At 38.9% G+C, this 19627-nt stretch carries 16 protein-coding genes; 6 read left to right on the plus strand and 10 right to left on the minus strand.

Annotated elements, in window-relative coordinates:
• Window positions 1–219 precede the first annotated feature (219 nt).
• Together rpsA and rho are read left to right on the plus strand one after the other, a co-directional pair.
• The gene (gene rpsA / locus HMPREF3034_RS05330; protein ID WP_062433828.1) at window positions 220–2001 is read left to right on the plus strand and encodes a 30S ribosomal protein S1; all 1782 of its coding nucleotides are present in this window, start codon (window positions 220–222) and stop codon (window positions 1999–2001) included.
• A gap of 181 nt (window positions 2002–2182) precedes the next feature.
• Window positions 2183–4192, plus strand: a complete 2010-nt coding sequence (rho, locus tag HMPREF3034_RS05335) for a transcription termination factor Rho (protein ID WP_062433830.1) — start codon at window positions 2183–2185, stop codon at window positions 4190–4192.
• A 103-nt stretch (window positions 4193–4295) separates the two neighbouring features.
• Here rho and HMPREF3034_RS05340 read toward each other — a convergent pair whose 3' ends face one another.
• Both HMPREF3034_RS05340 and HMPREF3034_RS05345 read right to left on the minus strand, forming a co-directional pair.
• Window positions 4296–6482, minus strand: a complete 2187-nt coding sequence (locus tag HMPREF3034_RS05340; RefSeq protein WP_062433834.1) for a tetratricopeptide repeat protein — start codon at window positions 6480–6482, stop codon at window positions 4296–4298.
• Window positions 6483–6485: 3 nt separating this feature from the next.
• A complete protein-coding gene (locus HMPREF3034_RS05345; RefSeq protein ID WP_036900124.1) occupies window positions 6486–7391 on the minus strand; it encodes an ABC transporter substrate-binding protein in 906 nt (301 codons plus the stop codon).
• A gap of 115 nt (window positions 7392–7506) precedes the next feature.
• On the opposite strand from HMPREF3034_RS05345, the gene radA reads away from it, so the two are divergent.
• The 4 genes from radA (at window position 7507) to HMPREF3034_RS05365 (ending at window position 11921) form a co-directional block, all read left to right on the plus strand.
• Window positions 7507–8895, plus strand: coding sequence for a DNA repair protein RadA (gene radA, locus HMPREF3034_RS05350; RefSeq protein WP_062433837.1), 1389 nt, complete (start codon window positions 7507–7509; stop codon window positions 8893–8895).
• A gap of 21 nt (window positions 8896–8916) precedes the next feature.
• On the plus strand, window positions 8917–9573 hold the full coding sequence (queC, locus tag HMPREF3034_RS05355) for a 7-cyano-7-deazaguanine synthase QueC (RefSeq protein ID WP_062433840.1): 657 nt from the start codon (window positions 8917–8919) through the stop codon (window positions 9571–9573).
• Between the two features lie 220 nt (window positions 9574–9793).
• Window positions 9794–10075, plus strand: coding sequence for an HU family DNA-binding protein (locus HMPREF3034_RS05360; RefSeq protein ID WP_036900116.1), 282 nt, complete (start codon window positions 9794–9796; stop codon window positions 10073–10075).
• A gap of 271 nt (window positions 10076–10346) precedes the next feature.
• Window positions 10347–11921, plus strand: a complete 1575-nt coding sequence (locus HMPREF3034_RS05365; RefSeq protein WP_036900114.1) for an Rne/Rng family ribonuclease — start codon at window positions 10347–10349, stop codon at window positions 11919–11921.
• 48 nt (window positions 11922–11969) lie between these two features.
• On the opposite strand, the gene HMPREF3034_RS05370 is transcribed toward HMPREF3034_RS05365, so the two are convergent.
• The 8 genes from HMPREF3034_RS05370 to HMPREF3034_RS05410 all read right to left on the minus strand — a co-directional run bounded on the left by HMPREF3034_RS05370 (window position 11970) and on the right by HMPREF3034_RS05410 (window position 19603).
• Window positions 11970–14117 carry an alpha-amylase family glycosyl hydrolase gene (locus tag HMPREF3034_RS05370; RefSeq protein ID WP_082721705.1) on the minus strand — a complete coding sequence of 716 codons (2148 nt, stop codon included), beginning with the start codon at window positions 14115–14117 and terminating at the stop codon, window positions 11970–11972.
• Window positions 14117–15007, minus strand: coding sequence for an ACP S-malonyltransferase (gene fabD, locus HMPREF3034_RS05375; protein ID WP_062433842.1), 891 nt, complete (start codon window positions 15005–15007; stop codon window positions 14117–14119). The genes HMPREF3034_RS05370 and fabD overlap by 1 nt, the downstream gene beginning before the upstream one ends.
• Before the next feature lie 127 nt (window positions 15008–15134).
• The gene (rplI, locus tag HMPREF3034_RS05380; RefSeq protein WP_036900109.1) at window positions 15135–15656 is read right to left on the minus strand and encodes a 50S ribosomal protein L9; all 522 of its coding nucleotides are present in this window, start codon (window positions 15654–15656) and stop codon (window positions 15135–15137) included.
• A 19-nt stretch (window positions 15657–15675) separates the two neighbouring features.
• A complete protein-coding gene (gene rpsR / locus HMPREF3034_RS05385; RefSeq protein WP_036900107.1) occupies window positions 15676–15945 on the minus strand; it encodes a 30S ribosomal protein S18 in 270 nt (89 codons plus the stop codon).
• 2 nt (window positions 15946–15947) lie between these two features.
• Entirely contained in the window at window positions 15948–16292 is a 345-nt protein-coding gene (rpsF, locus tag HMPREF3034_RS05390; protein ID WP_036900103.1) for a 30S ribosomal protein S6, read from the minus strand.
• A gap of 310 nt (window positions 16293–16602) precedes the next feature.
• Window positions 16603–16995, minus strand: coding sequence for an HU family DNA-binding protein (locus HMPREF3034_RS05400; protein ID WP_062433845.1), 393 nt, complete (start codon window positions 16993–16995; stop codon window positions 16603–16605).
• A 313-nt stretch (window positions 16996–17308) separates the two neighbouring features.
• Entirely contained in the window at window positions 17309–18007 is a 699-nt protein-coding gene (locus HMPREF3034_RS05405; RefSeq protein ID WP_036900095.1) for a response regulator transcription factor RprY, read from the minus strand.
• Between the two features lie 36 nt (window positions 18008–18043).
• Window positions 18044–19603: a sensor histidine kinase gene (locus HMPREF3034_RS05410; RefSeq protein ID WP_062433848.1), complete on the minus strand. Its 1560-nt coding sequence runs from the start codon at window positions 19601–19603 to the stop codon at window positions 18044–18046.
• Window positions 19604–19627: the final 24 nt, after the last annotated feature.

Consider the following 19627-nt stretch of genomic DNA (forward strand, 5'->3'; position numbering starts at 1 on the left):
TAAATTTGCACTTGCTTGTTGAATTCACGAATCTATTAACCCAATATTTTATATTAAAGAAAGTTAATACAAAGGTATTTCAATTCTCAACAAACACTTTGTAATGATTTAATTACTACCTTTGCACTCAATTTTGGTGAAAAGCTTAAAAAAGCAATTACACCATATTATATTAATAACATAAAGTCCAACTTTATTAATTACAAACAATTATTTTTTATGTCAAACTTACAGAACGTACAACCATTGGACAACTTCAACTGGGAAGAATTTGAAAATGGTTCAAACGTAAACGTCAACAAGCAAGATCTTGAGAAGGCTTATGATGAAACTTTGAACAAGATTGCAGAACATCAGGTCGTAGAGGGAACTGTAATCTCTATCGACAAGAAGGAAGTTATTGTTAACATCGGCTATAAGAGCGATGGTATCATTCCTGCATCAGAATTCCGTTACAACCCCGAACTCAAAGTAGGCGACAAAGTTGAGGTTTACGTAGAGAATCAAGAAGACAAGAAAGGTCAGTTGGTTCTTTCTCACAAGAAGGCTCGTTTGAACAAGAGCTGGGATCAAATTAACGCAGCTCTCGAAAACGAAGAGGTTATCCAAGGTTACATCAAGTGCCGCACTAAGGGTGGTATGATTGTTGATGTATTCGGCATCGAAGCATTCTTGCCCGGTAGCCAGATTGACGTTCATCCTATACGCGACTACGATGTATTCGTAGGCAAGACCATGGAATTCAAGGTTGTTAAGATTAACCAAGAGTTCCGCAATGTAGTTGTTTCTCACAAGGCTCTTATTGAGGCTGAGTTGGAGGCACAAAAGAAAGAAATTATCTCTAAGCTCGAAAAAGGTCAGGTACTTGAAGGTACTGTTAAGAACATCACCTCTTACGGTGTATTCGTTGACCTTGGCGGCGTAGACGGATTGATTCACATCACAGACCTTTCTTGGGGGCGTGTCAGCGATCCTCATGAGGTTGTTGCTCTTGACCAGAAGATTAACGTTGTTATCATCGACTTCGATGAAGACAAGAAGCGTATTGCACTTGGTTTGAAGCAGCTCACTCCTCATCCTTGGGATGCTTTGGATGCAGACCTGAAGGTTGGTGACCATGTAAAGGGTAAGGTTGTTGTTATCGCTGACTACGGTGCATTCGTAGAAATCGCTCCCGGTGTAGAAGGACTTATCCACGTTAGTGAGATGTCATGGAGCCAACACTTGCGTTCTGCACAGGAATTCATGCACGTAGGTGATGAGATTGAGGCAGTTATCTTGACTCTTGACCGCGAAGAGCGCAAGATGAGCCTTGGTATCAAGCAGCTCAAGGAAGATCCATGGGAAACTATTGAAGTGAAGTATCCTGTAGGTTCTAAGCACAATGCAAAAGTTCGTAACTTTACTAACTTCGGTATCTTCGTAGAACTTGAAGAAGGTGTTGACGGTTTGATTCACATCAGCGACCTTTCATGGACAAAGAAAGTTAAGCATCCTTCAGAGTTTACTACTCAAGGTGCAGAGATCGATGTAATTGTTCTTGAAATAGACAAGGAGAACCGTCGTCTGTCTTTAGGTCACAAGCAGTTGGAAGATAATCCTTGGGATACTTACGAGACAGTATATACTCCGGGTTCTGTACACGAAGGTAAGATTACCGAAATGATGGACAAGGGTGCTGTTATCACTTTGAACGAAGGTGGTGAAGGTTTCGCAACTCCTAAACATCTTGTAAAAGAAGATGGCACACAGGCTCAACTTGGTGAAGAATTATCATTCAAGGTTATTGAGTTCGTGAAAGATACCAAGCGTATCATCCTCTCACACAGCCGTACTTTCGAAGAAGGTAAAGAAGAAGTGAAAACAAACTTCAAGCACAACAGTGGTTCTAACCACGCTAATAAGCCAGAGGCTACCATCAACAACGTAAAGGCCGGTACTTCATTGGGTGACCTCGACGTGCTTGCTGACTTGAAAGCAAAGATGGAAAAAGGTGAATAAATTTACAGTTGAATAACTTGTAAAAGTATTCTACAAAAAACAAGAAAGCTCGCTTGACAAAAGCGAGCTTTTTTTTTGTCCATTCAATATAATTGCGTACCTTTGCAAAAGAATTTTAATACGACACACGTTTCATTTTTAGAAACGTTTTCATTTCAATCAAATATTTTCATATACATATATGTATAGTAAAGATGAACTATTGTCTAAAAGCGCTAATGAGCTTGAAGACATTGCAAAGGAAGTAGGTGCAGAATATTCTGGACAAGCCAATGCGGAAGATATCATATATGCCATTTTAGACAAACAAGCTGTCGTTGAGGGTAATAAAAATCCTTTAAGCACAACTAAACGTCGCCGAACACGCATTGCAAAGAAGGACACAGACCATGTTTATACCGTCAATGGCAAAGACGGAGAGAATCTTGATGTCAAGAAAAACAAAGCAGCTATCGAACCACAGCCACTATTCAAAGAGGAAGTTATGGGAGAAGTTCCCGTAACAGAGGTTTCTCCTACCCCACTAGAAGCAGCTCCAAAGCGTAAACGTAAGACTAAAAAGGAAAAAGAAGCAGAAGAAGCTGCTCTTAAAGCTCAGCTAGAACAAGAAGCTTCAGAGGAGAATACAGCTGTAACTAAGACAGATTCAGAAACTGACTCAGATAATACTGAGCAAGAAACAAATACGGAACAAACTCAAGAAACGACTCTTACGGAAGAACCTACCAATGAGCCTATAGCCGTAGAAGAAGACATTGTACCTGAAGCACAATTCGCATCTGGAGACGGAACGCAAACTGAGGAAGAGGATAGTAACCTTCTTGCTCAACTGCAAGCCAAAATAAATGATCATAATAGAGAAAACGAAGCAAACCTAACTCCAACTTCCGATGAGATTTGGGAAGGGGATCCCGCAGATGGAACTGACTTCATCATTAAGGTAGATTTACCAATCGAAGACCAAGGAGCTGTCCCAAACTATGACATGTTTGACAATCCTACAACTCCAATCATGACTCCGGCTCCAGCTTATCAAGCCCCTGTGTTGAATAATCTCCCTGCTTATGATTTCTCTGATATTATCACAGCCAACGGTGTCTTGGAAGTAATGCCCGATGGGTATGGTTTTTTACGTTCAAGCGATTACAATTATTTATCATCACCCGATGATGTATATATTGCTAGCAATCAAGTAAAACGTTACGGTTTAAAGACCGGTGATGTTATCCAGTGCCGTGTTCGACCACCACACGATGGAGAAAAATACTTTCCACTGACAAGTATTGATAAAATCAACGGTCGCAACCCTGCAGAAATCAGAGATAGGATTCCATTCGAACACCTTACTCCTTTATTCCCTGAGGAGAAATTTACACTTTGTGGCGATTCCCAAACAACAAATCTCTCAACTCGTGTTGTAGACTTGTTCTCCCCTATCGGTAAAGGCCAACGTGCACTCATCGTCGCACAGCCCAAAACCGGTAAAACCATCTTGATGAAAGATATAGCAAATGCTATCGCCGCAAATCACCCGGAAGCTTATCTGATGATGTTGCTCATAGACGAGCGTCCGGAAGAAGTTACAGACATGGCACGCACCGTTAATGCGGAAGTTATAGCTTCAACATTTGACGAACCTGCTGAACGTCATGTCAAAATTGCTGGCATCGTATTGGAAAAAGCAAAACGAATGGTAGAATGTGGACACGATGTAGTAATCTTCTTAGACTCAATTACACGTCTTGCTCGCGCTTATAATACGGTTAGTCCTGCTTCAGGTAAGGTCTTGACAGGTGGTGTAGACGCTAATGCCTTGCAGAAACCAAAACGTTTCTTTGGAGCAGCACGTAATATAGAAGGAGGCGGATCGCTCACTATCATTGCAACAGCGCTCATTGATACAGGCAGCAAGATGGACGAAGTCATCTTTGAGGAGTTCAAAGGTACTGGTAATATGGAATTGCAGCTCGATCGTTCTTTGTCTAATAAGCGAATATTCCCTGCTGTTAACTTGGTTGCTTCTAGTACACGTCGAGACGATTTACTACAAGATAAGACAACACTTGACCGCATGTGGATTCTCCGTAAGTACATTAGCGACATGAATCCGATAGAAGCTATGAATACAATACATACCAGTATGATGCGCACTCGCAACAATGAAGAGTTCTTGTTGAGTATGAACTCATAAAGATACGAGTCTATATAAAGAAAATACCGACTACTCCTTACCTAGTAGTCGGTATTTTAAATTCTGCCCAATTTGTGGAACTAGAAATATTTAAAAAGCTCGTTTATTCGTTTACTAAATCACACATAATATTCTCATCAATACGCGTAATGCAATTAGCTTCCAAAAGAATATGATCATTGGTAAACGCATCTGATAACGATTGAAACGACTTTGATTTTTCCATAAAGGTCTTAAGAAGAATCACAGCCTCACTCACATTATTTAAAAACCACTTGCAGTATCCCCCATTCAAATAATCCGCAGGGACAGTACTACCGGAAAGTAGCAACTCATCATAGATTTTCTCTGCCTTCTCTGCCTTTGCATTAGCCATTAATCCCCATGCCAATGCTCGTAATATGTTACGATCTTGAGGATAATTATAGTTTTGTTTATACAATATATTCAGGCCATCTTCTAGCTTACCTTGGTTCATCATGGAGATGGATTGGTTTAATTGATAACGTCTATTATCAGGATATATCAAGCTCAACCTTTCATATAACAACTCAGCTTCTTCAAAATTCTCATTATGAAAATAGGCTTGTGCCAATCCCTTCATTGCATTCTCATCATTCGGTTCTTTTGATAAGACATTCTCAAACAAACTTTCTGCCATATAATAATTCTTAGAATGCATGGCTACAGCTGCTCGTATACGTAAGTAAGATATATCGTCTATTCCGGGATAACGCTTAAACAACTCTTGCAAATAGTCATAATGCTTTCGCTGCAACAGGAATTGGCAAAGCTCAACTATTTCAGTTGTAAACTGTTCTTGGGGTAATTGTCCATACGCACAAAAAAATCCTGACTGTCCCAAAGGGTGATTCGAGAAGCTAAAAATATTGAAGAAATCAGCTCTCATATCGTTCAAGCGGAAGAAACGATATAGATCTTGCAAATACATACGACGAATATAAGCAGCACTTTGTCTCTCTTCAGAGTTTATTGTGGCTCCTAACGATTCCTGATTGTTAAGCATCTCACGCATATTGCTAGGTATCTTATCAATGATAGAAGAGATAGCTAGTGCAAATGAGTACTTATCAGAATCACAGAAAGGCCCATTCTCAAATAACAATGATAAGAAATTACTATCCTTGAGCTTTCCTCTTACTCCCGCAAGAGCAGGATGCGTCTCCATAAAAGGTATAAACCAATTACTGAGTGTATGGAAAAAAGGATAACGCTTCATTTGAGAAAATCCACCAAAATAGATATCAGAACCGGCTTTCTGCATATCCATCATACGCTTAAAGCTATTTTCCATTTCTTCCATAGCTTTGTCTTGAGCATCAGGATGAAGGATAGCTTGCATGGGATCTTCATCTTTCTCTGATATTCCAAAGCGAGTAATATTGAGATTATTATTCTTGACTAAATTAGGAATGATATCTCTTTGAATCTCTTCCGTATCTCTTTCGGCATCTTTACAGAAGACCATTTGTTTCTGAAGAGCAATAAGTTCTGTCCTTGTTTGAGAATCAGCAAACAGCGTATCTAAGCGTTCTTTCTGCTCTGGGAAAAGGGTATTAAGACTTACATTCATAGAAAGCACCCATCCTATCAATGCACGTTGGCGCAAATGCTCATCTACAGTGACTGAATAAACAGTTATCAATGTAAGCAATTTGTTAACATCGTATATGGTTACACCAGCTAACATGATGGCACTAACAAGTACTGAAGCATCATTTACATCTACAGTTGGACTGACCAGTAAACTTGACCAAAACTCAACATCTTGTGTTGTCCATTGATCAGAAACCAATATATATTCAAAAAGTTCACTTAAATAGTGCTGATGCTCCGCATATATAGAGCGTTCATGTGCTTCTTGAATATCCTCAGTTTCTAATGACAACATAGCCAAGTCTTGTACATAAGCTTCTAACTTACTTTGTATGTGCGCATTATTTGTATCAATATGAGAGCTATGATTTTTACATACAGCATAAATACCTGCCGATAACACCCGATATTCCAAATCCACGCTGCATGTCAATCGAAATAATCGTCGCAACAAAGATTGGTATACCTCTCCCCTCTTATCGTCTTGATACCCTCGAAGCATGAAATCCTTCATAAGTCGATAACTCTCACTAATCTCCTCAATAGCCGATTCAAAACGAGTAAGATGGGTATTTTGTATAAACTCGAGCAGATGTCGTAGCGCTTGACTTAAATTCCCCTTTATAACAATATCATTGTATGTAAGAACTAATAATTCTCGTTGAGCAATCATAGACTAGTATTTATTTACGAATTTAGCGGATACAGTGACTGGAGCTACCTTATTATACATTAACTTAGGTAGAGCATTAACTGTCCGTTGATCAGTATTACAATATTTTATAATAATAGAAGAATAATACTGTAAACCATGTTTGTTAATGGAATCGCACGCCATATTATATGCCTTAATAAAAGACACAAGCTGCTTTCGACGGTATGAATTCCTATTTACATTACTAAGAGAAACTAATACCCCAAAGTTGTCTTGGCTATTACGACTATCAGCTAACAATGGATTTTGATGAATACGAGCAGTCGTTGCTTGCGGTTCGGGCAACCATAAGGCATCCATCTCGTTATTCAACAGCATCTTCAATCGAAGATTTACATCATTAATCTGTATACGAAAAACTTGTGCCTTGGTCTTAACCGTATCAAGTACTGTATCCGTTAAATAGTCTGTAGCAGAATAACGAGTCATAGCTAACATCTTATCGCCTAACTGATTCAACCGTTTGATACGTGCTGTTCGATTAGAATACAATTGCCAATATGCATTTGTTTCCGTCAAATATTGTAATGATAACCCCTGACGAATCATCCTAGAAGCTCGCAACTTATCTGTCACAGATAACCTTACACGTCCTCTCATGATAGCCGTATCACAATCCATTTGGGATGAATATTGCCTCAAACGGACATCAACATCTTGACTCTTAAATAAATCCTCATCATAAGCCACATAAAGCGGAAGGCAATCTAATGTTGGCATAACAGCTATTTTCAAAGCCAAAGAATCCAAACGATACTGCTCTTTACGCTCGGCGACAGTTCGCCGATTCTTCACCTCACGGGAGTTGCTACAACTCGCAAGCAGGATAAGGGAAGTAAATATAATGATACACTTGAATATTCTCATAAAACGTTAGTTTTCATAATGCTACCGACAGTATATAGAGTCTTGCAAAATTAATAAAAAGTTTTGTATCACCGAAAAAACTTATTACTTTTGTCTACCACTAACAAAGCTCATCATGGCAAAAGATAAGATAGCATACGTATGCAGTAATTGTGGACAAGAATCTGCTAAATGGATTGGAAAATGTCCTAGTTGTGGACAATGGAATACATTTAAGGAGATTAGAATTGCCAACGAAACAGGAAACTTAGCGGCAAAATCTGCAGCAATGACTATGAGGAAAGGGGTTTCAGATAAAAACCACCCACTTTATCTCCACCAAATTGTTGCCAAAGATGATCCTCGCATTGATATGCGTGACAATGAATTGAATCGTGTATTAGGAGGAGGACTAGTAGCCGGAAGTATGGTTTTATTGGGTGGTGAACCCGGTATAGGTAAGAGTACGCTTACATTACAAACCATTCTTCACATGGCGGATCATAAAATTCTATATGTCAGTGGAGAAGAAAGTGCCCATCAACTCAAGATGCGTGCAGATCGATTAACCGATAAACAACCAGAAAATGTATTGATACTATGTGAGACATCGCTCGAAAATATCTTCCAACACGTTCAAAATGTTGCGCCTGATATTGTTATTATTGACTCCATACAAACGATTTCCACAGAAGACGTCGATAGCTCTCCGGGCAGTGTTAGCCAAGTACGAGAATGCGCTGCCGCCCTATTGCGCTTTGCAAAGACTAGTAATATTCCTGTCATTCTGATTGGGCATATCAACAAGGAAGGCACTCTTGCCGGTCCAAAGATTCTAGAACATATTGTAGATACTGTGATACAGTTCGAAGGAGACCAACATTATATGTATAGAATCTTGCGAAGTATTAAGAATAGATTTGGAAGTACATCCGAATTAGGAATATACGAGATGCAGCAAAATGGGTTACGCGAGGTTTCCAATCCTTCTGAGTTATTATTATCACAAGAACATGAAGGATTATCCGGTATCGCCATATCATCTGCTATTGAAGGGGTTCGCCCATTTCTAGTTGAGACTCAAGCCCTTGTGTCATCAGCCGCTTATGGTACACCACAGCGCACTGCTACCGGCTTTGACCAACGTCGTTTAAACATGCTTTTAGCAGTATTAGAAAAACGAGTTGGATTTAAGCTCATGCAAAAAGATGTCTTCTTGAATATAGCAGGAGGGCTTCGAGTGACAGACTTAGCTATGGATTTGAGTATAATTGCTGCCGTATTATCAAGTAATGTAGACACCGCTATAGAAACAGGCTGGTGTATGGCCGGCGAAGTGGGGCTAAGTGGCGAAGTACGCCCTGTAAACCGAATAGAACAACGAGTAGCCGAAGCAGAAAAGTTAGGCTTCTCTCATATTATTATTCCGCAATTTAACTTGAAAGGGTTCAACCACTCCAAGTATAATATACAACTACATCCAGTTAGAAAAGTAGAAGAAGCATTACGTAATCTATTTGGCTAACTCTTTTTACGATCAAAACTTATGAAAGATTCTGTGATAATTGTAAGTGGTGGTATGGACTCCATCACTTTATTATACGACAAAAAGGACGAGATTGCTTTAGGTATTTCCTTTGACTATGGAAGTAACCACAATGCCAAAGAAATACCATACGCAGAGATGCATTGTAAGCGCTTAGGTATCAAGCATATCACTATCAAGCTTGATTTCATGCATCAATACTTCAAGAGTTCACTTTTGGATGGCAGTAATGCTATTCCCGAAGGCCATTATTCCGATGATAATATGAAATCAACCGTAGTACCATTTAGAAATGGTATTATGCTTTCTATTGCCATAGGAATTGCTGAAAGCCACCATTTAAGTAAAGTATTCATTGCCAACCATGGCGGCGATCATACCATATATCCTGATTGTCGTCCGGAATTTATAAGTTCTATCAACGCTGCAGCTAACACTGGAACATTTATAAATGTAAGTGTTATAGCTCCATATACAAATATTACAAAGGGTGATATTGCAAAAATAGGGAAACGATTAGGGCTTGACTATTCTGAAACATGGAGTTGCTACAAAGGTAATGAAAGACATTGTGGTAAATGTGGAACATGCATCGAGCGCAAAGAGGCTTTACTTGAAGCCGATATCATAGATACCACGCTATACGAAAACAGTTGACAAGTGCCTGCCAAGCAGCTATCTCTAGCTATGCAAATGAATCCAAACTTTCTGTTCCTATTTTCATAATGTGGTGAGAATTAGAGAGTTTCGGGAGCAAAAACCTGTCAAAGGACACAAAAAAGTAGTAATAAATTTCCATATCAACTAAAAAACTAGTATATTTGCAACTCCAAATATAAGCGTTGAAGATTATTATAACATTTTTCAAATACAAAAAATGACTAAAGCAGATATTATTAACGAGATTGTCATCCAAACTGGAATCGCAAAAAAAGACGTATCAACTGTTGTTGAGAGTTTTATGAGTACGATTAAAAGTAGCTTGCTAGATAATAAGGATAACGTATATTTACGTGGCTTTGGTAGTTTTGTAATCAAACACAGAGCAGCAAAAACTGCACGTAACATTTTGAAAAATACCACTATAACAATTGAGGCTCACGATTTACCTAGCTTTAAACCAGCTAAGAGTTTCATTGAACAAATGAAGAGTGAGTAATTTTATTACGTACAATATTGGAACTTAAATAGTACACATACAATTAAAATATTAAATTTTTGAATTATGCCAAACGGAAAGAAAAAGAAGGGCCACAAAATGGCAACACACAAACGTAAAAAGAGATTACGTAAGAATAGACATAAGAGCAAGTAAGCTTCAAGGCTTTCTTACTTAAGTCTTTTGTAAAGAAGGGACATGTCAATGTTTATCAAAAGATACTTAGACATGTCCCTAACTTTTGAATATCCAAGTTAAAAGAATAAAGAAAATGACCAGCGAAGTTGTAATTGACGCACAAGAGAAAGCGATCTCGATTGCCCTGCTGGAAGATAAAAGTCTAGTAGAATATCAGAACGAACCTAGAGAGGCTTCTTTCTCTGTCGGAAATATTTATGTAGCAAAGGTAAAAAAGCTCATGCCGGGTCTAAATGCATGCTTCGTAGATGTCGGCTATGAACGCGACGCCTTTCTTCATTATCTTGACTTAGGAAGCCAGTTTAATTCTTATGCCAAATATCTCAAACTGGTAGAAAGCGATAGAAAGAAATTATATCCACACGCAAAAGCACAGAGATTACCTGATTTAAAGAAAGATGGTAGTGTGCAGCAAATTCTTACTGTAGGCCAGGAGGTTCTCGTACAGATTGTTAAAGAACCAATATCAACCAAGGGTCCTCGTCTAACAGGCGAATTATCTTTTGCAGGACGTTTTATCGTATTAATACCTTTTGGAGATAAGGTCTCTGTTTCATCAAAAATTAAAAGCGGTGAAGAGCGTGCACGCTTAAAGCAACTAATTCAAAGTATCAAGCCTAAAAATTGTGGAGTAATTGTCCGCACAGTAGCAGAAGGCAAACGCGTAGCAGAACTTGATACCGAAATGAAGGTACTTACCAAGCGTTGGGAGGATGCTTTGGTAAAAGTACAAAAGACACAAAAACGTCCACAGCTTGTATACGAGGAAGAAGGTAGAGCCATTGCACTTCTAAGAGATTTATTTAATCCCGATTTTGAAAATATCTACATCAATGATGACCAGATATTTGAAGAAGTAAAAAATTATATCTCACTCATTGCTCCGGAGAAGAGTAGCATCGTTAAAAAGTATACTGGCAAACTTCCAATCTTCGATAATTTTAATGTTACCAAACAGATAAAATCTGGTTTCGGTAAAACTATCAACTACAAACATGGAGCTTACCTTATTATTGAGCATACAGAAGCTCTCCATGTTGTAGACGTTAATAGTGGAAACAGATCTAGGAATGGAAATGGCCAAGAAGAAAACGCTCTAGATGTAAATCTAGGAGCAGCAGATGAACTAGCACGCCAATTGAGGCTACGCGATATGGGAGGTATTATCGTAGTAGACTTCATAGACATGAAACTGGCAGAAGACCGTCAAATGCTATATGAGCGCATGTGCAAGAATATGCAAAAGGACAGAGCCAGACATAATATTCTTCCACTCAGCAAGTTTGGCTTGATGCAAATTACCAGACAACGCGTACGTCCGGCGATGGATGTAAATGTAGAAGAGAATTGTCCAACATGTAATGGTACTGGTAAAATTAAATCTAGCATCTTGTTCACTGACCAATTGGAAGGTAAGATAGATAAACTAGTCAACAAGATTGGTATCAAGAAATTCTATCTACATGTCCATCCTTATGTAGCAGCTTTTATTAATCAAGGAGCGGTATCACTAAAATTAAAATGGAGAATGAAATATGGCTTTGGAGTTCATATCATTCCTTCTCAGAAATTAGCTTTCCTACAATACGAATTCTATGATAATAACAAGCAATTCATAGATATGAAGGAAGAAATTGAAATTAAGTAAATATAAAGAGAGCCGGATAGTAAAATACTTATCCGGCTCTCTTTTATATTATTGTATCACTTTGAATCTAATACGAAATATATGTTCCATTTCATCCCAATTCGTGCCTAGTAATTCAAACCTACCAATTTGGGAAGTAGAACGCACATGCTTACCCACACACGGACATACATCAAAATCTCCGATACGAACAAGCCGAACTACATTTCCAGCAGATTCTGGTAATCGATCTAACATCGCACTATCAGATATCTTACTACGCTCTACAAGCTCATAAGTTACAGGTAAATCCTCTGCAATCAACTTATTCATCTCGCGTTCAATCTCTTTTTCATCTTGTCGAGTGGGCTTCTGAGCTAACTCAAAAGTCATTTTGCTCTTCTTCCTTTCTATATGAGCATTTATAGAACGACCACAATGGAATTTCCTCACCATCACCTGATTTAAAAGGTGTTCAGCAGAATGAGCCGGTGGAAACTCATCTTTTCCATGCTCATTAAGAATATAATCTTTTTCCATCTTGATATTAAATTTAAAGACTCTACCACTATATGGAAGCAAAGTTACAGGGAACATGCTATCTCGCTTCAGTTCAACATCTACAACGTCTCCGGACAATAAATCTATTGCCGACACACGCTTCTCAGGCATCGCAAAAAAATCGAATGCATGATTAGGGATAACTACATTGGCCGTTGCACTTTCTTGAGAAAAATTAACTACCACAAAAGCAACTTCATCATCAGCCTTTCGTAAAAAAGCATATTGAGTTTGAGGATTGAAATTGTCTGATGCAGGATTAGCACTCATCAAATCATAGAAAAGCCCATCGTAGAAAATCCTCTCCCGATTAGCCATACTAAGAATCTGCTGATAATATTGTGCCAATGCCTTTTCTTCTTGATGATAAGCTGGAAGGTTACATTTCTCTGCAAGAGAACGAGGAGACCAATAATCAAAAATTGTTGTTCGCCCATCGACACCACTAAATCCTTCTTTATCCATTCCATATTCCCCAAACTCTTGTCCACTATATACCATGAATGGATTTCTTTGCATCAAGGCGCAAGTAAGAACTCCCGGAATAGCCTTATATCCATCTCCACAAAAGAAATCGCTTGCTATGCGCTGTTCATCATGGTTCTCCAAGAAATAGAGCATGTGGTCAAATATATCATCACAATATTGCCATTGATAAGTTATAGAGGCAGCTGGACGGCGCCCGCATATCACATCTCTGACACAATCATACATGCCCACCTTATCGTACAGGTAGTCAAAACCGCTACCGACATATTGTCTATACTGATTAGTATCATATACCTCTCCTATAAAAACAAGATGCTGATATCGTTCTTTTACTATATTAGTGGCATAAGACCAAAATGCTGCGGGAACCATTTCTGCCATATCACATCTAAATCCATCAACTCCCTTTGATGCCCAGAACAATAAGATATCTGTCATCTTTTGCCAAGTACTTGGTATGGGGTTAAAATGATAGCTTCTCCCCCCAGCATCGCAATAGTCTATACCATAATTTAGTTTAATCGTCTCGTACCAATCATTGCACCCGGGATGGGCATCAAAGCGGTCATTGCCTGTAGCTTTTGCAGGAAACTCCTGATAAGGGCTCTCCGCTTCTGCCACTAAATCTATAGACGGTTCAAAAGATTGTCCTACACAATAATAGAAATTATTTGAAACAGAGAACCCCATTCCTGTATCATCATCCTCTCCAAGGTCTCTTACACCATCCGGTTTACAAATTGATTTATATTGTCTAGCAACATGATTTGGAACAAAATCCATAATTACCTTCATCCCAACCGCATGTGTACGGGCTATCAGGCTCTCCCACTCTGCCATACGAGCATCCACATTTTCTGCCAAATCTGGATCCACATCATAATAATCGGTAATAGCATAAGGCGAACCAGCTTTACCCTTTACAATAGCAGGATGCTGTCTAGGAATCCCATAGGCACTATAATCTGTAGTTGTAGCATGCCTTATGATTCCGGTATACCAGACATGAGTAAATCCCATTGCTTGTATTCGAGCCAACGTATCTTCATCGAAATCCTCAAACTTGCCACAACCATTTTCGGCAATCGTGCCGTTCTCTTTACGAGTAACATTACGATTGCCGAATAATCTTGGTAATACTTGATAAATAAAAATCTTTTGGCTCATTACTCCGCGATACCGTGTGCAGTAACATTCTTATCTATGCGACCTATCATACCTTGCAAAGCCTTGCCCGGTCCACATTCAGTAAAACCTGTAGCGCCATCAGAAATCATATTCTGAACAGAAGCAGTCCATCTTACAGGGCTGGTCAACTGAGCTATCAAGTTATTTTTAATATCTTCAGGAGAAGTATAAGGCTTGGCATCAACATTCTGATATACAGGACATTTAGGTGTAGAGAATGAAGTTTTTTCTATAGCAGACTGTAGCTCTTCCTTGGCAGACTTCATCAGTGGCGAGTGGAAAGCGCCACCAACCTTCAAAGGAAGCGCACGTTTCGCTCCGGCAGCCTTCAATGCCTCACAAGCACGATTGATAGCTTCTGTATTTCCGGAAATAACAAGCTGGCCGGGACAATTGTAATTAGCAGGAATCACAATATCACCTTCTGTACTTACTTCCTTGCACACTTCTTCTACCTTCTCATCAGCTAGACCAATGATAGCAGCCATGGTACCGGGATTAGCTTCACAGGCTTTTTGCATAGCAAGCGCACGAGTGTGAACTAAACGTAGACCATCTTCAAAGCTCAAAGCACCTGATGCTACTAAAGCAGAGAATTCACCAAGTGAATGTCCGGCAACCATTTCGGGCTTAAAATCATCACCCAAGCACAGAGCTGAAATCACACTGTGCAAGAAAACAACAGGTTGGGTAACCTTGGTTTCCTTCAACTGCTCGTCGGTACCGGCGAACATGATATCTGTAATCTTAAATCCTAAGATTTCATCTGCTTTATCAAACAATTCCTTAGCTAGAGGGTTAGTATCGTATAGGTCTTTACCCATACCTACAAACTGGGAACCTTGTCCAGGAAATACGAATGCTTTCATTACTAATTAATTTTTATGATATAAATTTTATTTACGCAAAGATACAAAAAAAATCCCAATTGTCTATGACCGACAAAAGGGATTTTATTTAGATTTGCTTTACAGTGCAATCATTCGCGAATCAATATTATTCTGCAATCTCTGCTTCAGGAGCCTTAGCTTCCTCCATTACTGGAGCAGCAACCTCCTCTACCTGAGGAGCTGGAGCATTTTCTGCTACGACCTTAACAGGCAGTTTTACTTCAACTTCTTTATGGAAGTGAACAGTAGCTTCAAAATCGCCAACTTTCTTAATATCATGCATTGTGATAATCTTACGATCTACCTCAATACCTTGCTTAGCGAGTTCTTCAGCAACTGTAGCAGCTGTTACAGAACCATAAGTTACACCGGTAGCAGACACCTTAGCAGAAATAACCAAAGCCACATCTTTCAGTGCTTCAGCCTTCTTCTCAGCTTCAGCTTTCAAAGCTGCCAATTTATGAGCCTGCTGCTTCAAGTTTTCAGCCAAAATCTTCTTAGCTGATGCAGAAGCTACAACACCTTTTCCTTGTGGAATAAGATAGTTGCGACCATAACCACTCTTTACATTTACAATATCGTTCTTGTATCCAAGTCCGATAATATCTTCTTTCAGTATAATCTCCATAATTGTATTCCTCCTTAAATTACTTCATCAAATCGGTTACATAAGGAAGTAGTGCAATCTGGCGAGCACGCTTAATAGCTTGAGCTACACGACGCTGATACTTCAATGATGTTCCGGTAATACGACGAGGAAGGATTTTTCCCTGCTCGTTTAGGAATTTCTTAAGGAATTCAGGGTCTTTGTAGTCAATATACTTAATACCGCTCTTCTTGAAACGGCAATACTTCTTCTTCTTTGTGTCGATAGAAGGAGCTGTCAAATAACGGATTTCTGATTTCTGTTCTGCCATGATTAAGCCTCCACTTTTTTAGCGTATTTCTGTTTTCTCTTCTCAGCATACTCTGCAGCATACTTATCAAGCTTAACTGTGATGAAACGGATTACCTTCTCGTCACGGCGATAGCCTGTCTCAAGAGTGTCGACAATAGTTGGCTCTGCATTGAACTCAAGCAGACAATAGAAGCCTGTTGATTTCTTTTCAATAGCATAAGCCATCTTCTTCAATCCCCAAGCCTCTTCATTCAGAATCTCTGCACCATTATCGGTAAGAAGTTTCTTGAACTTAGCGACCGTTTCCTTCATCTGTTCATCAGACAAAACGGGAGTCAAAATGAAAACGGTTTCGTATCGATTCATAATACTTTTAATTAATAATTATTTGTTATTTTGCAAAATGCGGTGCAAAGGTACTCTTTTTTTTTGACCAAACCAAATATTATTTCTATTTTTGCCCACAAAACAATATATATGGTTAAGAATCTTATCAACAAGGTAGCACTACCGCTTATGTATGCTGGTGTAATATTGCTTATAGCCCTATTTATATTCGACTTGACCAAATATTCGGTTTTACTATTTCTCGCATTAATAATAGAACTCTCGGGTACAGCTTTCTATATCTACAATTTGAAAAAAAAGAGCAAATACTAACACACTTGTCAATCGACTAAACTTTTACAAATTTAGCATTGAGCAGTACTTCACGCAAGCGCTTGTCAGCCTTGAACACTATTCGTTTGGCTCTCACGGTAGATGGAGTAACATCATTTGCCTTATCTACCGGATTACTGGAACAAGATACTGATAAGCGTCCCAACCCGTCCATAGAGACTGCATATCCACGCTCTAAGGCCTCTTGAATGGCTGCGACCATACAATTCCATCCATAAAGAATACCTACCCTACGCGCCACACCGACACCCATTCTATCCAATAATTCAGGCACATGAAGGGTCTCTCGCTCATAGGGCATCGCATAAAACTTTTTCTTTAAAACTCCATCTTCTTCAAAGAATTGTTCTTTCACACGATACATACGGCTTCCCACAAAATTATCCATTATCCTTTTATATTTCGATTCAACATATTTTTCACTTACCAAAGTACAGCCTTTGTTCTCTTATCAAGGCTATTTTTGCCACCAAAATCAGCTCTTTCATCATTGAAGACAGCCTATATTGCCCTTTCTACTCCCCGGTATAAACCATCAATAAACCCGGGTCTGAAACATGTTCAGACCCGGGTTTCTGCGGTATGTTATCCTGAGTGTAGTCATTCGACGGCTTTACAGCTATTCAACACTGCGAAATTAGTCATTTAAGTCTACACCTACAAGGATGAATGCGATACATTATGCGATACACGCATGAAGTTTATTCTTCTTCAGGAGTAATCAGTTTATATCCCTTACCGTGGATGTTGATGATTTCAATCTGGTCATCATCCTTCAAATGCTTTCTCAATTTAGTGATATATACATCCATCGAACGCGCGTTGAAATAATTATCATCAATCCATATTGTCTTGAGGGCAAAGTCTCTCTGTAGGATTTCGTTAGCATGAGAACAAAGCAAAGCCAACAATTCATTTTCCTTTGTTGTCAACTTAGTCTGCTTGTCACCGATGACCAACAACTGCTTTTGAGTATCAAAAGTGAAGCGACCAATATGGTAAAGCGTACTTTCTTTATTTTTCTTGCCACGAACACGGCGCAAGATTGCTTCTACACGGAACACCAACTCTTCCATAGAGAATGGTTTGGTGATATAATCATCGGCACCGATCTTAAAGCCTTCCAAGATATCATCTTTCAATGTCTTGGCTGTCAAGAAGATGATTGGAATTTCAGCATTGGCCTGACGAATCTCTTGAGCCAGCGTAAATCCATCTTTCTTAGGCATCATGACATCCAACACACAGATATCAAACTTATTCTTCAAGAATTCTTTATAGCCAGCATCTCCATCCGGACACAATGTTGCAGCATATCCTTTAGCTTGCAGATATTCACGAAGCAACATACCTAAGTTCTCATCATCTTCGCAAAGTAGAATTTTTAATTTCTCATCCATAGTTTTATACTTTTATTGGTTTATAATATTTTATTTCTAATCTTTACTCACTGGCAATTTAATAGTGAAAGTTGTCCCTACTCTATACTCGCTTTCAACATGAATTTCTCCTTTATGTAAGTCCACAATCTTCTTCACATAAGCAAGTCCTAAGCCAAAACCCTTGACATCATGGACATTTCCTGTATGAACTCGATAGAACTTCTCAAAGATTTTCTTCATATTCTCTTTCTTAATACCCAGTCCGGTATCTCTTACCGACAAGTACAAATTTTGATCATCATTCCATGTTTTCAGATAAACATCTAGTGGTTGTTCCGGCTTACAATACTTGACTGCATTATCTAGCAAATTGAAAATAACATTTTGGAAATGCATTTCATCGACATAGATACTAGAATCTACCGCTTCAATATCAGTATATACCTTTCCTCCAGTATGCTCAACACGCAAGGAGAAAGAGTTTGCGATATTCTCAACCATTTCATTTAAATCTAGCTTTTTCTTCTTGAATACAGCCTTCTTTCGATCGAACATCGACATCTGAAGTACTTTCTCTACCAAGAAACGAAGCCGTTTCGACTCATCATTGATGACACCTCCCAAGTGTTCCATCATTGTCGGACTCTTGGTTACCGACTTATCATTCATCATCTGTGCCGCAAGAGAGATACTGGCAATAGGTGTCTTGAGTTCATGCGTCATATTATTGATAAAATCATTCTTTATCTCCGTATATCGTTTCTGTCGGAAGATGATGACAATAGTAAATATAAATGTAATCAACAACACAAACGTAAAGATGATACTCGGTATCATAAACCTGATTCCGGAAAAGATATAATCATGCATTTCGGGGAAATGAATCCTCACAACTCCCATCTTCGACTGTGGATCGTTACGGAATAAAACTTGCGAATAAGAATATTCTTCTCCATCGTCTGTGAAATCCGGACAACGATACACTTCACGGCCGTCTTGGGTAGAGACTGTAAAATGGTACGGGATATTAATACCATTATTCATCAATTCGGCTTTCAAGTCTTGGTCAAGTTGCTTGAAATTGATGCGCTCATTCAACGGTTTATCAGATGCTGAGTATAATATAGAGTATACAACTTCATCCAACAAAGCCCTCTGGTACACATACCGATTACGGATTATCTCTTGGAAACTCTTAGAAACCTCTGATATGGCATTCTTATCATTCTTAAGAATCATAGCTTTAGGCATCTTTGCTGGTTGGGTCTCCAAAGTCTTCATTGTAAACGAAGAATAGACCTTACCATCTTTCCCTGTAACCGAGAATTGGCGAGAATGTTGTATCGTCCCGTCCGGATTACCTGAACGCGTCCCTACTGAATCGCGTTTAAATGCATTACGCTCCGTTTCATTGACGTCTTTCTCAAGATACCTTTGCGTCTCATTCAACTCTAAATTCCGCGATGCCTGATATAAAGCACGATTGACAGACTCGTCAAACTGCTCCTTTTTCATATTAGCCATCTGCTGTATGTAGCTCAATTGCAAAAAGAGTAGCCCTAAAAAGGAGAACCCCATGATTATTGCAATTGTCCAAATCGTTCTTTTCTTCATAATCGCAAAGATAAATCTTATATT

The organism is Prevotella sp. DNF00663, from assembly GCF_001553265.1.
GTDB lineage: Bacteria > Bacteroidota > Bacteroidia > Bacteroidales > Bacteroidaceae > Prevotella.

Excerpts from the sequence above, each read along its gene's own strand:
- HMPREF3034_RS05400 (WP_062433845.1), bottom strand. The coding sequence starts at position 16,995 with ATGGATAATTTTGTGGGAAGCCGTATGTATCGTGTGAAAGAACAATTC.
- radA (WP_062433837.1), top strand. The coding sequence starts at position 7,507 with ATGGCAAAAGATAAGATAGCATACGTATGCAGTAATTGTGGACAAGAA.
- HMPREF3034_RS05370 (WP_082721705.1), bottom strand. The coding sequence starts at position 14,117 with ATGAGCCAAAAGATTTTTATTTATCAAGTATTACCAAGATTATTCGGC.
- rpsR (WP_036900107.1), bottom strand. The coding sequence starts at position 15,945 with ATGGCAGAACAGAAATCAGAAATCCGTTATTTGACAGCTCCTTCTATC.
- HMPREF3034_RS05340 (WP_062433834.1), bottom strand. The coding sequence starts at position 6,482 with ATGATTGCTCAACGAGAATTATTAGTTCTTACATACAATGATATTGTT.
- fabD (WP_062433842.1), bottom strand. The coding sequence starts at position 15,007 with ATGAAAGCATTCGTATTTCCTGGACAAGGTTCCCAGTTTGTAGGTATG.
- queC (WP_062433840.1), top strand. The coding sequence starts at position 8,917 with ATGAAAGATTCTGTGATAATTGTAAGTGGTGGTATGGACTCCATCACT.
- HMPREF3034_RS05405 (WP_036900095.1), bottom strand. The coding sequence starts at position 18,007 with ATGGATGAGAAATTAAAAATTCTACTTTGCGAAGATGATGAGAACTTA.
- HMPREF3034_RS05365 (WP_036900114.1), top strand. The coding sequence starts at position 10,347 with ATGACCAGCGAAGTTGTAATTGACGCACAAGAGAAAGCGATCTCGATT.
- rplI (WP_036900109.1), bottom strand. The coding sequence starts at position 15,656 with ATGGAGATTATACTGAAAGAAGATATTATCGGACTTGGATACAAGAAC.
- HMPREF3034_RS05360 (WP_036900116.1), top strand. The coding sequence starts at position 9,794 with ATGACTAAAGCAGATATTATTAACGAGATTGTCATCCAAACTGGAATC.
- rpsF (WP_036900103.1), bottom strand. The coding sequence starts at position 16,292 with ATGAATCGATACGAAACCGTTTTCATTTTGACTCCCGTTTTGTCTGAT.
- HMPREF3034_RS05410 (WP_062433848.1), bottom strand. The coding sequence starts at position 19,603 with ATGAAGAAAAGAACGATTTGGACAATTGCAATAATCATGGGGTTCTCC.
- rho (WP_062433830.1), top strand. The coding sequence starts at position 2,183 with ATGTATAGTAAAGATGAACTATTGTCTAAAAGCGCTAATGAGCTTGAA.
- HMPREF3034_RS05345 (WP_036900124.1), bottom strand. The coding sequence starts at position 7,391 with ATGAGAATATTCAAGTGTATCATTATATTTACTTCCCTTATCCTGCTT.
- rpsA (WP_062433828.1), top strand. The coding sequence starts at position 220 with ATGTCAAACTTACAGAACGTACAACCATTGGACAACTTCAACTGGGAA.